This is a genomic window from Sodalinema gerasimenkoae IPPAS B-353 (assembly GCF_009846485.1).
GTDB lineage: Bacteria > Cyanobacteriota > Cyanobacteriia > Cyanobacteriales > Geitlerinemataceae > Sodalinema > Sodalinema gerasimenkoae.
Genome location: NZ_ML776472.1, coordinates 2,148,262 through 2,161,837, shown reverse-complemented (window position 1 = coordinate 2,161,837; position 13,576 = coordinate 2,148,262). Strand labels below are relative to the sequence as shown.

The 13,576-nt window shown below is 54.1% G+C and carries 11 protein-coding genes; 5 read left to right on the top strand and 6 right to left on the bottom strand.

Annotated elements, in window-relative coordinates:
- Window positions 1–61: 61 nt before the first annotated feature.
- Window positions 62–373: a carbon dioxide-concentrating mechanism protein CcmK gene (locus L855_RS09340; protein WP_068787380.1), complete on the bottom strand. Its 312-nt coding sequence runs from the start codon at window positions 371–373 to the stop codon at window positions 62–64.
- 610 nt (window positions 374–983) lie between these two features.
- Between L855_RS09340 and L855_RS09335 the strand changes: the two genes are divergently transcribed.
- The 3 genes from L855_RS09335 (at window position 984) to L855_RS09325 (ending at window position 5,796) form a co-directional block, all read left to right on the top strand.
- The gene (locus tag L855_RS09335) at window positions 984–2,843 is read left to right on the top strand and encodes an NAD(P)H-quinone oxidoreductase subunit F (RefSeq protein ID WP_159787200.1); all 1,860 of its coding nucleotides are present in this window, start codon (window positions 984–986) and stop codon (window positions 2,841–2,843) included.
- A 58-nt stretch (window positions 2,844–2,901) separates the two neighbouring features.
- Window positions 2,902–4,413 (top strand): NADH-quinone oxidoreductase subunit M, encoded by a 1,512-nt coding sequence (locus tag L855_RS09330; RefSeq protein WP_159787197.1) that lies wholly within the window; start codon window positions 2,902–2,904, stop codon window positions 4,411–4,413.
- A 252-nt stretch (window positions 4,414–4,665) separates the two neighbouring features.
- The gene (locus tag L855_RS09325; RefSeq protein ID WP_159787194.1) at window positions 4,666–5,796 is read left to right on the top strand and encodes a CO2 hydration protein; all 1,131 of its coding nucleotides are present in this window, start codon (window positions 4,666–4,668) and stop codon (window positions 5,794–5,796) included.
- Between the two features lie 12 nt (window positions 5,797–5,808).
- Here L855_RS09325 and L855_RS09320 read toward each other — a convergent pair whose 3' ends face one another.
- The gene (locus L855_RS09320; protein ID WP_159787191.1) at window positions 5,809–7,176 is read right to left on the bottom strand and encodes a GAF domain-containing sensor histidine kinase; all 1,368 of its coding nucleotides are present in this window, start codon (window positions 7,174–7,176) and stop codon (window positions 5,809–5,811) included.
- 312 nt (window positions 7,177–7,488) lie between these two features.
- Between L855_RS09320 and L855_RS09315 the strand changes: the two genes are divergently transcribed.
- Window positions 7,489–7,806, top strand: coding sequence for a DUF3155 domain-containing protein (locus L855_RS09315; protein WP_159787188.1), 318 nt, complete (start codon window positions 7,489–7,491; stop codon window positions 7,804–7,806).
- Between the two features lie 75 nt (window positions 7,807–7,881).
- Here L855_RS09315 and L855_RS09310 read toward each other — a convergent pair whose 3' ends face one another.
- The gene (locus L855_RS09310) at window positions 7,882–8,436 is read right to left on the bottom strand and encodes a cofactor assembly of complex C subunit B (RefSeq protein ID WP_159787185.1); all 555 of its coding nucleotides are present in this window, start codon (window positions 8,434–8,436) and stop codon (window positions 7,882–7,884) included.
- 248 nt (window positions 8,437–8,684) lie between these two features.
- On the opposite strand from L855_RS09310, the gene L855_RS09305 reads away from it, so the two are divergent.
- Window positions 8,685–9,644, top strand: a complete 960-nt coding sequence (locus L855_RS09305) for a hypothetical protein (protein ID WP_159787182.1) — start codon at window positions 8,685–8,687, stop codon at window positions 9,642–9,644.
- Window positions 9,645–9,716: 72 nt separating this feature from the next.
- On the opposite strand, the gene leuD is transcribed toward L855_RS09305, so the two are convergent.
- The 3 genes from leuD to L855_RS09290 form a co-directional block, all read right to left on the bottom strand.
- The gene (gene leuD / locus L855_RS09300) at window positions 9,717–10,310 is read right to left on the bottom strand and encodes a 3-isopropylmalate dehydratase small subunit (RefSeq protein ID WP_159787179.1); all 594 of its coding nucleotides are present in this window, start codon (window positions 10,308–10,310) and stop codon (window positions 9,717–9,719) included.
- A gap of 101 nt (window positions 10,311–10,411) precedes the next feature.
- Window positions 10,412–11,818 (bottom strand): 3-isopropylmalate dehydratase large subunit, encoded by a 1,407-nt coding sequence (gene leuC, locus L855_RS09295; protein ID WP_159787176.1) that lies wholly within the window; start codon window positions 11,816–11,818, stop codon window positions 10,412–10,414.
- A gap of 142 nt (window positions 11,819–11,960) precedes the next feature.
- Complete coding sequence (locus L855_RS09290) at window positions 11,961–13,517, bottom strand: NAD(P)H-quinone oxidoreductase subunit N (RefSeq protein WP_159787173.1); 1,557 nt, start codon at window positions 13,515–13,517, stop codon at window positions 11,961–11,963.
- Window positions 13,518–13,576 lie beyond the last annotated feature (59 nt).

Sequence of the window (13,576 nt, the reverse complement as noted above, 5' to 3'; positions counted from 1 at the left end):
TCTAGGCGATCATCAGCGCGATCGCCCGCCAACGTCCTGATCAGGCGTTTGCTTCGTTCGATTAGTAGGTGCGGAACTGATCAACTTCCTCGGTGTAGCGAATCGGCAGAACGTACTCCAAGTTCTCGTGAGGACGGGCAATAATGTGCGTCGACAGCACCTGTCCCCCATTGACCCGGTTGGCCGCATCAATTCCAGCGGAGACTGACGCTTGCACTTCCGAAACATCACCCCGGACAATAACCGTGACCCGACCTGACCCAATTTTCTCATAACCGACCAGGGTCACCCGAGCGGCTTTCACCATCGAGTCAGCGGCCTCAACCACTGCTGGGAACCCTAGGGTTTCAACCATTCCTACCGCAATTGACATGACGAGTATCGCTCCTTGAAAAAATACGCTTGACGCGCTTGAACTGCAAGTAACAGGGCGATCGCTCTCGGCGACCCCCAGTGAACGTGCCAAAATTTGGCTCGACAAACCTTCTGGCTGCCAGGATAGTTCCAGACCAAACCGCGTAGGCCCATGTCTTCCGACATGACTGTTGGCTTCTCTGCCTACGGGGTTGACCCCTGGGCTTGCCAGAAATTTCAGTCCAGCAAAATTTTGACGGGGAAGGCTAAATTATTCAATCCCAATACAAAGAGTAGGAAACTTTGGCTCCTTTGACAATATAAAGCAAGATGATATTTGCAAATCGGATAGTTTAATAAAAGTTAACTGAAGAGGCGGTCCCCCTGAGAGGCCCTCGGCCGGGAGATTCAATGGCGGGATCACGGACTCACTGCCCTATAATTGCTGTGTTGCCTAAAATTCTCTATTGTGCGAATGCCAAGGACGACGGCCCACAGCTCGCGCCTTCGCCCGACCCTCTGTATGTAGGGGCAATCCCTTGTGGTCGGTGAGCGATAGCTGAACCGTGGTTGCGCGCCTTCGGCTCAACTCTAAAGATGTTGTCAGACGTACTAGAACTCCCGATAAAATGAGTGGTTTTCTCCTACAGACCTGTTGGTTCGTGCCGTTATATGGACTCATAGGTGCCATCCTCACCCTCCCTTGGTCAGTAGGCATGGTTCGACGCACCGGCTCCCGTCCGGCCGCCTACCTCAACCTACTGATGACCTTGGTCGCCTTCCTTCACGGCTCCGCAGCCTACTTCCAAAGTTGGGGACAGCCCCCCCAGCAACTGGTCTTCTCCTGGCTCAATGCCGCCAATTTAGACTTATCTCTGGCCATCGAAATCTCCCCCCTCAGTCTTGGGGCTATGGAACTGGTCACCAGTATTAGTATCATTTCTCAACTGTATGCCCTAGGGTACATGGAAAAAGACTGGTCCCTCGCCCGTTTCTTCGGGCTGATGGGCTTCTTTGAAGCCGCCCTGAGCGGCATCGCCCTAAGTGACTCCCTACTGCTGAGTTACGGTCTCCTAGAAATGCTCACCCTGTCCACCTATCTCTTGGTGGGCTTTTGGTATGCACAGCCTCTGGTGGTCACCGCTGCCCGAGATGCCTTCCTCACCAAACGGGTCGGTGACATTCTCCTGCTGATGGGGTTAGTGGCCCTATCGAGCTACGGAACCGGCTTAACCTTCAGCGAACTCGAAGCCTGGGCCGAAACCAACCCCTTACCCTTCTGGACTGCCACCTGGCTCGGTTTAGGACTCATCGCCGGCCCCATCGGCAAATGCGCCCAATTTCCCCTGAACCTCTGGCTGGATGAAGCCATGGAAGGGCCCAGCCCAGCCTCCATCATGCGGAACTCGGTGGTCGTCTCCGCTGGCGCCTATGTTCTGATTCGTCTGCAACCAGTCTTTACCCTATCCCCAGTGGTCTATGACGCCCTAATCATCATCGGAACCATCACCGCCATTGGTAGTTCCCTGATGTGCCTGGCTCAAATTGACCTGAAGCGGGCCCTCTCCCATTCCACCAGTGCCTACATGGGATTAGTCTTTATCGCTGTCGGGTTAGGACAAGTCGATATTGCCTTACTCCTGCTGCTAACCCATGCGATCGCCAAAGCCCTACTCTTTTCCAGCGTTGGCTCCATCATCCTGGGCACAAATAGTCAAAATATCACCGAAATGGGCGGTCTTTGGTCACGGATGCCCGCCACCACCACCTCGTTTGTCGTGGGGTCTGCCGGGCTGGTGTCTATCTTACCCCTGGGGACGTTTTGGACCTTCCGCCGTTGGGTGAATGGCTTTCAGGAAGTCCCTGCCGGCTTAGTGATAACCCTATTACTGGTGAACTTCTTGAACGCGGTGAGTCTAACTCGGGTGTTCCGCTCCGTCTTCCTAGGAGAGCATCAAGCGAAAAGTCGCCGCAGCCCCGAGGCTCCCTGGACCATGGCGGTTCCTATGGTGTCCCTGATTGTGGTCACCCTAATGGTTCCTTTAATGTTGCAACATTGGCAGTTGCTCCTGACTTGGGATGGTCCCTGGGCGTTCTCTAACAATCCCCTGATTCAATTTGGCAGTCCCTTACTGATTGTGAGCGGGGTGCTGGGGGTCATCGTTGGCAGCCTGATCCGCCTAGAACGCACCAATGCTCGTTCTCAGAAGCTATCAGTACGCTTCTGGCAGGATCTGCTGGCCTACGACTTTTATATTGATCGGGTCTATCGGGTTACCGTAGTCGCCTTTGTCTCTGGTTTTTCTCGTTTAGCCTCGGGCTTCGATCGCTATGTTGTCGATGGTGCGGTCAACCTAGTCGGTTGGGTCGCCATTTTCAGCGGTCAAGCTCTCAAATATAGTATTTCCGGTCAATCCCAATCCTATGTCTTGACCATTTTGACCGCCACGGGCATCCTTGTCTTCCTCGCACTGTGGGGACCCTGGTAAGTCCGTCTCCCCTCCTTGACCTGATTGTGCTTTGAAACCCCAACTTTAAGAACTACGCATGTTGAGTGCATTACTCCTGATTCCCTTAATTGCGGCAATACTCATTTGTCTGTTACCCCAGTCGCTTCCCTCATCCCGCTTTCGTAGCATCAGCTTCGTGGTATTGACGATTATCTTCGGGTTGAGCTTGGGCCTGATGGTCAACTTTGACCCCTATGTGGGAGGAATGCAGTTTACTGAGCAAATGCCTTGGGTCGATTGGCTGGGGCTAAGTTACCATCTGGGAGTCGATGGCATCTCATTGCCCCTGATTATTCTTAACCAACTCCTGACGGCGATCGCCATCCTCAGTAGTCCCGACAAACTAGAACGGCCCCGCCTCTACTACGCCCTAATGTTGGTGCTTAATCTCAGCGTCACGGGTGCCTTCCTCTCCCTGGATTTGCTCCTGTTCTTCATTTTCTATGAACTCGAACTCATCCCCCTCTATCTCCTGATTGCCATTTGGGGTGGGGCCCGGCGCAACTACGCCGCTACTAAATTTCTCCTCTACACCGCCACCTCCGGCATCTTTATCCTGGCAGCGTTCTTAGGCTTAGTTTGGCTCACGGGGGCCTCGACTTTTGACTATACGGTCTTAGCCCCCGGCGCGTTACCCATGGGCAGTCAGTTGATTTTGCTGACGGGGTTATTCATCGGCTTTGCCATCAAAATCCCCATCTTTCCCTTCCATACCTGGCTCCCCGATGCTCACGTCGAGGCCTCAACCTCGGTTTCGGTTCTTTTGGCCGGTGTGTTGTTGAAGTTGGGAACCTATGGCTTACTGCGCTTCTGTGTGGGGATGTTGCCGGAAGCCTGGTCCGTGGCGGCTCCGGTTTTAGTGATCTTTGCGGTGATTAGTGTCCTCTATGGGGCCCTGACGGCAATTTCTCAGCAGGATATGAAAAAGATGGTGGCCTATTCCTCCATCGCGCATATGGGCTATATCCTCCTGGCGGCGGCCGCAGGAACCCACCTGAGTCTGTTGGCGGCGATCGCCCAATCAGTCAGCCATGGTCTCATCTCTGCCATGTTATTTCTCCTGGTGGGGGTTGTGGGCAAGAAAACCGGAACCCGGGATATCGATAAACTCTGTGGCCTACTCAACCCAGAACGAGGCCTACCGATTATCGGGAGTTTGATGATTGTGGGGGTGATGGCCAGTGCCGGTATCCCCGGAATGGTGGGATTTGTCTCAGAATTTCTGGTCTTCCGGGGCAGTTTCCCGGTGTTCCCGGTTGCGACGCTCTTGTGTTTGGTGGGAACCGGGCTAACGGCGGTCTATTTCTTGCTGATGGTGAACCGAGTGTTCTTCGGCCGTCTCTCGGATACGGTCATGAACTTACCCCCCGTGCAATGGGGCGATCGCGTCCCCGTCTTAGTGCTGACGGTTTTGTTAGTGGTGTTTGGCGTACAACCGAACTGGTTAGTCCGTTGGAGTGATGCGGATGCGGCGCGACTGGTTCCCCCGGTAGCGGTAGTCCAACTCTCCTCAACGGCAGACGTACCGCCGTTTCCCTCAGCTAATTAGAGGCAAAAGGCGAGGAATAGGGAACAGGGAACAGGGAACAGGGAACAGGGAACAGGGAACAGGGAACAGGGAACAGGGAACAGGGAACAGGGAACAGATACCCCCCTCCCCTTCTCCGTATCCTCTGTGACCGAAGTAGTCTGCCTACTGCCTACTGCCTACTGCCTACTGCCTACTGCCTACTGCCTACTGCCTACTGCCTACTGCCTACTGCCTACTGCCTTTTTCCCCCTACTGTTAACTACTGATTTCATGGTTAGTACTCCTATTGCTCCCTCAAATCATCCCCTGGCCGAGTATATCCACCGTCTAGAACAGGGACAAGCATTACTCCAAGACACCCCAGAGAATGTCTTGGAAGTCGTGGGGATTCTCAAAAGCTATGGTGTGGTGCTTGATGCCTACTCCAATAATCTGATTTATATTGCCCAGGAACAGTTTTTGGTGCTGTTTCCCTTCTTTAAGTATTTCAATGGCGAGGTGACCCTCTCGAAACTCTTGCGCTTTTGGTGGCACGATCGCATTAACTACGAGTATGCCGAATACTGTATGCGATCGATGCTCTGGCATGGAGGCAATGGGCTTGACACCTATCTCGACAGCGACGAGTTCACCCAGGCGGCAGAGGCGGCCATTCAGGCGAAAGTCCGCAATAACCCCCTCTTGTCACTGTTACATCGCCTTTTCCCGGATTTCTTGCCCGAACAAGTGCGCATGTCTTGCTACTACAGCGCCCTGGGACAGTTCTGGCGAGTGATGAGTGATATCTTTCTGGAGTTGAGCGATCGCTATGATGCCCAGGAGATTCGCTCCATTCCCGATGTGGTGAAACATATCCTGGACGGTTTGGTGGCAGATGCGAGTCGCCCCATTACTTACTCAGTGGAGATTAAGGGGCAATCCTATGACCTCATGCCCAAGTCCCTGGGGTTAACCTTTCTTATGGATACCGCTGTTCCCTATGTGGAAGCGATTTTTTTCCGGGGCACTCCCTTCCCTGGAACGGTCTCCTATAACGCCCAGGCCTTCCAAATTCCCGACGAACAGGGCGATTTTACCTATGGTGCGCTCTATGCAGACCCCTTACCCATTGGTGGGGCCGGGATTCCTCCCACCCAGTTGATGCAGGATATGCGCCATTTCCTCCCGGAGTATCTCCATGAGGTCTACCGGCGTGGCACCCGTCAGGAGGATGATATTCGGGTGCAAATTTGTGCCACCTTCCAGAAATCCATGTTCTGCGTAACGACGGCGGCAATCCAAGGGTTGGCCCCTCATCCCTTGACGACCACTGATCCGCAGCAGCAAGCAGAGAATCGGAGCTATTTAGAGACTTGGATGAATCGCTTTCTCAGTTCCCGGATTCGGGAAGCGAATGCTTAGGCCGGGGATTCCCTATGACTCGGCATCTCGGTCCGCTTGAGGAAGCCAGAGGACAAAACTACTGCCGCGATCGCTCTCGAAACAATGATCAGGATGTTGGGGGGGACTGGTGACCCAAATATCTCCTCCCATCTGACGCACCAAATCACGGGCGATCGCCAGTCCCAAACCAGTCCCAGGAATCTCGCCCTGAGCTTGCACCCCTCGGAAACGCCGCTGAAAGAGCTTGGCTTGGTCGTCCGGGGGAATCCCCACGCCACTATCACTAATGGTCACCGCCACTCCATCCCCTAACTCGGGTTGAAATGAGGGACGTACGTCGACAGCAATTTCTCCCCCGGCTGGGGTGTATTTCAAAGCATTATCAATTAAGTTGCCCGCCGCTTCTACCAGGGAGCGGCGGTTTCCTTGAATGGCTGGCAAGTTGTCACAGCATTGAACCGTTAAATCCAAGTGACGCTCCTCGGCGAGGGTGGCGGCGGAACTGAGGAGGGGGTCGAGGATATCTCTGAGATTAAGGCTGCCGTTGAGGTCTTGGCGGCTGGGCAGGAGAGGTAAGGCTGAGGGAGTGGGGGTAGGAGGTGCTTCTGAGCTGGGTACAGGCTGCTCTTCTGAGGCTTGGGGCAGCAGAAAGGGTTCGGCATCGATCGCCCCTCGGAAGTCCTGGAAGAGATCCTGAAGTCGGTGACTCTCTCGGAGAATGCTATCGGCATAGGAGCGACGGGGGTCATCACTGGGGAGTTGTTTCACCAACAGCTTGCCGAAAATCTGCAAGGCCGTTAGGGGATTACGAAACTGATGCAACCAATCATGCAATAGGTTATGTTGCTGGATTTGCAGTTGTTTCTGCTGACGGTAACTGCGTTCGGTCCATTGCTGTCGCTGTTCCATCAGGCAGGCGAGGGCGATGGTATGGGCAATCTGCTCCACCAGGCTGCGATCGCCATCGCTCCAGGGTTCATTAGCTCGGGCAGTCACCAATAAACCTACGGCGATGTTGTCGTGCATAACGGGCATCACCAGTTGATAGCTTTGCGGGCCCTCGTCGTCTTCCAGAGGCAGATCCTCGGCCTCGTTGCCGTCTTCTCCCTCCCGGGGCAAGAGCTGCTTTCGTTGCCCCCGAGATGAGAGGATGACCGTTTCGGGGTTGTCCGGTTCGGCCGAGCGCAGTTGAATCTGGGGGCCATGCTGGCGATCGCTACGCACGGAGACTTCATCCCAGGCCACGCGACGATCGGGCTTGGCAATGGCAGGAACCAGTTTATGGTCATTCCCCCCAAGAAAGGTCTCCGCTAGATAAACCACCACCGGGGAGGCCCCCAAGGTATTCTCCAATAGTGCCACTTGTTCCTGGCACAACAACATCAATTCCGAACTCATGGGTTTTCCTCGGCATCGCATCTTGACAGTCATCCTGGGGTTGAAGCCGTCGCTGCGTCCCCCAATCCATCAGCCTCAACCCCAACCTCTTTCCCCCAAACCCGTAGGTTTCTGAGATGTTTGTTAATTTTTGTTACGGACTAAACGGGGGGAAGAATGCCGGAAGGTATTTCTGTACGGTGAATAGACGCTTAAAAATAACTTATAGAATTTGGGCAAAGGAGTTGAAAATCTTGTCAAGATCTGATATATTTTGCTCGGTTTTGGTAGCTATCACTACAACCCGTCGGCAAACAGAGGAGGTAATACACCTTGGCAAGAAGACGCAAGAGAAAGAGCCGTCGCCGTCAAGAAGGACGAAGAATCTTAGAACACGTGCCTCAGTATAGTATTGAGAGCGGTCAAGATAAACCCGTCACGGCTGCACGTAAGTATATCAAATCTGAGCAAATTGCGCCTCCGGCACTACTTTTAGTCAAGCGCAACGAGCATACGACCGATCGCTATTTCTGGGCGGAGAAAGGTCTCTTTGGCGCGCAATACGTCGAAGAGAACCATTTTCTGTTCCCCAGTTTGCGGTTAGTGATTGAACAGCAGGAGAAAATCCAGGCGGCAACCACCAGTTCGTAAGCCAGTCCTAGGGCGGCTTTAGCAAGGTTCCCCTAGGACTGTGGCCTCTTGGCCCTCGGTTTGCTTTCCCGAGTATTACTCGCCTGGCGGCTTCGGCTGCAAGTTTGGCATGGCTCGCTGGAGAGCCGCCAACTCGTCCCGATGCCCAACAATTGTGACAAAACTTCCCTCGGCGTTTCGCATGGGGGAAGTTTTTTGCTCCTCTTCCACCGTCACCAACACCTGTTCCCGGCGATTGGCCCGTTGCCAATAGAAGACCCCGGCTAAGGGAGAGAGGAACACTAGGGCGATAATGCCTTGGGATAGACTAGGAATAAGAGTGGCCAACACCAACGCCACACAGAGAAAGCCAATGGCCGCCAAGAAACTCAGGAAAATGGCGAGGAACCAACTGGCCCGCACCTCCCCCTCGAAGGTGACGCGGTTCTCTTGGGGGTCGAATCCTGCCACTCGATAGCGACGTTCATATAAGTAGTCTTTTAACTGACGTGAGAGCCACTCTGGGGGGCGATCGCTCGCCAAGGATAGGACTTCCGTGCGGTCCTTCACCGAGGCCCGGATAAAGAAAAATAGCCCAACAGCCATCAAGAGAGTGGGAATGGCGATCGAGTTTAAGGAGAGGGTATCCATTGATGCTGACCTAGACTTTACATAATTTTACGATCTGACGGCTTTCCCTGCCAGTCGATACCGCCAATCGGGTTTGGGGCGCAAAGGACATAGAATACAATGTAGGGTAAGGGTCTTCGTTTCGACTCCCGAGTGTTGGGAAGGGCCAGTATCCGGCTTACCCCCAGAGACCACCTAGTCCATCCACCTTGGTCACCGACTATGGCATTCTAGGGGGCAATTCTGAACCACTCACCTGCATAAAACCCATGGAGTTATCCGCCATGTCAACTCCCATTATCCTAGTCCAACCGACCTTAGCCCAGGCTCCCCCTGAACCGGGAGCGGCTGACGGTTCCTCTCCTCCCATTCTTTGGATGGGGGTTTCGGGGTTGCTGTTGGTGAGTACGATCGCCGCTGGGTTGGCCTACAAAACCACCAAGGACAAACTCGGTAAAAAACTGCGTACTGAAGAATTCAAAAACCGAGAGCTTCATAAAAAATATAAGCGGGCCATTGACACCATCAGCAAGATGGAACGCAACCCCGACTTAATCCACTCCCGAGAGTTTAACCTAGACTATCTGCGGATGCGGATGGAAGAAGAAACCTTCCACTTCGGCATTGTCAACCAAATTAAGGTCAAGGTTAAGAGTAAAATTTCTGTGGCCCTGCGTCCGAGCGCCGAAAACCGAGGCACAGGGCGACAGGTGAACGAAACCTTCGATGTGGAATACGAAACCGGCAGCGGTGCCAACATCAAAAAACGGGTCTTGTTCCGCATTCAGATTAAACTGACCAAGCTGCCGACACAGCCCACGAGTGCCACCATCAGCCAAATTATCGACTGTATTGAGACCTATCTCAGCCCCGCAGGAGATAACGATACCTGGCAACCGGCGTTGCAGGGTCGTGTGGCTTATATCCACTGGGATCAGACGGCTAAACCGACCCCTCTGTTAGTTCTCGAACAAAGTAATGAGGGGGTCAACGTCACCTTCCGCACCACTCGCAGTAATGCGGCTGGGGCACCGCCGAGCAGTTCTCGGCCCAGTTCAGCTGCGTCGGCGGGAGGACAAGCACGAACTCGTCCGACCACCACACGCCCTAAAACATCCCGTCCCAGCACCCGTCCAACGACGACCCGACCCACCACCACCCGACCAAACCGGGGCAGTTCAGGGTCATCTAAAAGTCGCCGTTCAAGCCGTAGTACCCGGCCGTCCTAAGAGAAACGGGGGGGCAGTTCAGCCGTTGGATTCATATCTCAAAGGGCAAGGGATCATCCCCTGCCCTTGGTTTTAGGTCCAGGAAAGATAGGGAAGCTGGCTGGCCCGATCGCGAACAGCATCAATTTGCGTGACCAACTGACCGCAACTATCCCAGAGTCCCTCCATGAAGCTTTGACGGGCCCCCTCGGGCATGGAGACGCTGAGGGTTAACCCATCACTTCCCTGAATTTGCAGAGTCCCTAAATCCAGGGTGAGAGTGAGTTGAGGGTTGTTGGCGATCGCCCTTTGCAGAGATTTAACATCTTCGCTGTCAGCGGTGACACAGGGAACCCCCATGGCGACACAGTTGCCGAAGAAAATTTCCGCGAAACTTTCCCCTACTAGGGCTTGAATTCCCCAGCGATTAATGGCTTGGGGTGCGTGTTCACGACTCGACCCACAGCCAAAGTTGGCATTCACCACCAGGAGACTGGCTCCTTGATAGACCTCTTGGTCAAAGGAGTGTTTTCCGGCCATCTGATGGCGATCGTCTTCAAAGGCATGGTCACCTAGGCCATCAAAGGTAACGCAGCGGAGGAAACGGGCGGGAATAATGCGATCGGTGTCGATGTCGTCACCGGTTAAGGGAATCCCGCGTCCGGAAATTTGTTGAATTTGGCTCATGATTTAAGAGGGCAAAAGGCAAGAGGCAAGAGGCAAAAGGGAGAATCACGTCAGTCACAGAGGACAGGGAGGAGGAGGCAAGGGGTGGGGAGATATGGCTCTTAGTCAATCCAGTTGCGAACATCGGCTACGGTGCCGTGGATGGCGGCGGCGACGACCATGGCTGGACTCATGAGGAGGGTGCGACCGGAGGAGGAGCCTTGACGACCTTTGAAGTTACGGTTGGAGGAGGAGGCACTGATCTGATCCCCCTGTAACTTGTCGGGGTTCATGGCTAAACACATCGAACAGCCAGCATTGCGCCATTCAAACCCTGCCTCTGTGAAGACTTTATCGAGGCCTTCGGCTTCGGCTTGGCGTTTGACTTCCTCGGAACCGGGAACGACAAAGGCTTTAATGCCATTGGCGACTTTGCGACCTTGGGCAAACTTGGCGGCTTCCCGTAAGTCGCTGAGGCGGCCATTGGTACAACTGCCGATAAAGCAAACATCCACTTTCGTCCCTTGGATCGGTTTGCCGGGGGACAGCTGCATATACTGATAGGCTTCTTCGGCGATCGCGCGATCGCTCTGAGGCAGACTCTCGGGGGTGGGGATTGTTTCATCCACGCCAATCCCTTGGCCTGGGGTAATGCCCCAGGTAATGGTGGGGGGGATGTCCTCGGCCTGGAAAACAACCACATCATCATACTCGGCATCCGCGTCACTGCGGATATTGTTCCACCAAGTTACCGCTTCCTCCCACTGCTCTCCTTTGGGGGCAAACTCACGGCCCTGGATGTAGTCATAGGTGGTTTGGTCGGGGTTGATATAGCCGCAACGAGCGCCCCCTTCGATGGACATATTGCAAACGGTCATCCGTTCTTCCATCGTCATCTGCTCAAAGGTCGTCCCGGCATATTCATAGGCGTAGCCGACCCCACCTTTGACGCCCAGCTTGCGGATAATGTGGAGAATCACATCCTTGGCATAGACCCCCGGACGCAATTGACCATTGACCTCAATGCGGCGCACCTTGAGTTTGTTCATGGCCAAGGTTTGGGAGGCCAATACATCGCGAACCTGGCTGGTGCCAATGCCGAAGGCGATCGCCCCAAACGCGCCGTGAGTGGAGGTATGGCTATCTCCGCAAGCGATGGTCATCCCTGGCTGAGTTAGTCCTTGTTCGGGAGCGATAACATGGACAATTCCCTGACGACCGGAGCCGACATTGTTGAAAGGAATCCCATATTGCTTACAGTTATCCTCAAGGGCTTGAATCATCTCTTCAGCCAGGACATCGCTAAAGGGACGGGCCTGATTTTCCGTGGGGACGATGTGATCCACCGTTGCCAGAGTTCGCTCAGGAAATGGGACTGTTAGGCCCCGTTCCCGCAACATGGCAAAAGCCTGAGGGCTGGTGACTTCGTGAATCAGATGTAGCCCGATAAATAATTGTGTTTGTCCTGACGGCAATGCCCCGACACGGTGCGTTTGCCAGACTTTATCGAATAGTGTTCCCTTACTCATTACGGGCAGCGTTTTTGTGGTAGGCGTAGTCTTCGATTTTATCGCAAATCCCGGCGCAATTGATAGGGAAAAATCCCCCGACTGGCGTGCCGGATCGGGGGTGGAGGAGGTGAATCAAAGGCAGCACGCCAGTCTTAAAGCCTTAGAGGTCTGGGGCTTGGATGACTGTGGCCACCGTGGGAACCTCCGTCGTTGCTGATTGCAAGACTGGGGATTTGATGACCGCATCATTAGCCAAGGTAAACAGGGGATTAGAGAGAATCCCCGCCACCGAGGTAAAGACTAATGCCACCACTAATCCCACCTGTAGCGGCCGCATTCCCGGCAAATTCCAGCGAACCTCGGGATAATTGCGCACAACATCAGACATTTCCTGGGGTTCTTTGACCACCATCATCTTGACGACGCGAATGTAGTAGTAAATCGAGACCACACTGGTGACTAATCCCAACAGGACTAGGCCATAGAGTCCCGCTTGCCAACCGGCCCAGAAGAGATAGATTTTGCCGAAGAAACCCGCTAGGGGGGGAATCCCACCGAGGGACAACAGACAGATGCTTAAGCCGAGGGTGAGGAGGGGATCTTTCTGATAGAGTCCGGCATATTCACTAATGCGATCGGTTCCCGTCCGTAAGGAGAAGAGAATCACACAGGTGAAGGCTCCCAGGTTCATAAACAGGTAAACCATGAGATAGAACATCATGCTGGCATAGCCGGCATCGGTTCCCGCCAGGAGGCCAATGGTGACGAATCCCGCTTGGGCGATGGAGGAGTAGGCCAACATCCGTTTCATGCTGGTTTGGGCCAGGGCCACGACATTTCCCAAGACCATACTCAGGATGGCCAGGGCCGTAAAGACAAAATGCCATTGATCCGTCATCGAGCCAAAGGCGGTCACCAGTAAGCGAATGGCGATCGCAAATCCGGCGGCTTTTGAGCCAACGGAGAGGAAGGCCACCACGGGCGTGGGAGAGCCTTCATAGACATCAGGTGTCCATTGGTGGAAGGGAACCGCCGAGATTTTGAAGGCAATACCGGTAATCGTAAAGACCAGGGCGATCGCCATGCCAATTGCCTGAGAGTCGGGGCTATTGGCGATTACAACGGCAATTTCATCGAGTTGGGTTTGTCCACTGGAGAGTCCGTAGAGGAGGGATACTCCATAGAGGAAGACTGCCGAACTCGAGGCTCCAATCAACAAGTATTTTAGGGCCGCTTCATTGGAGCGGGTGTCCCGTTTCATATACCCCGTCAGCAGGTAGGAGGAGATACTGAGAGTTTCGAGGGCCACAAACACCGTAACCAGTTCATTGGCCCCCGCGAGAAACATCCCGCCAAGGGTGGCTGTCATCAAAATGGCGATAAACTCCGCCAGGGAGGTTCCACTTTGCTCCACATAGCGAACCGACATCAGCAGCGTGACAGCCGTGGACAGGGCAATAATGCCGCGAAAGATCAAACTTAAGGGGTCACTATTGAAGGCCCCTAAAAATCCTAGGGGAGTGGGGTTATCCCATTGCAGGGCCAGAGCAGCCACAGCAGCTAACAGACCGACAATCGCCACATAAGGCGTCCATTTGGCGGATTTGCGGCCGCTGATGAGATCACCAATGAGGACGAGCAGGAGGGTTGTCAGAACGATGCCCTCTGGCAAAATCGTCTCAGCATTGAGCTGAGAGGCAAGGTTGGCAACATCCATAGACGTTTTAAGATTAAGGTTTATTAACAGTATCGTCCCACACTGACCGGAAAGTTAAC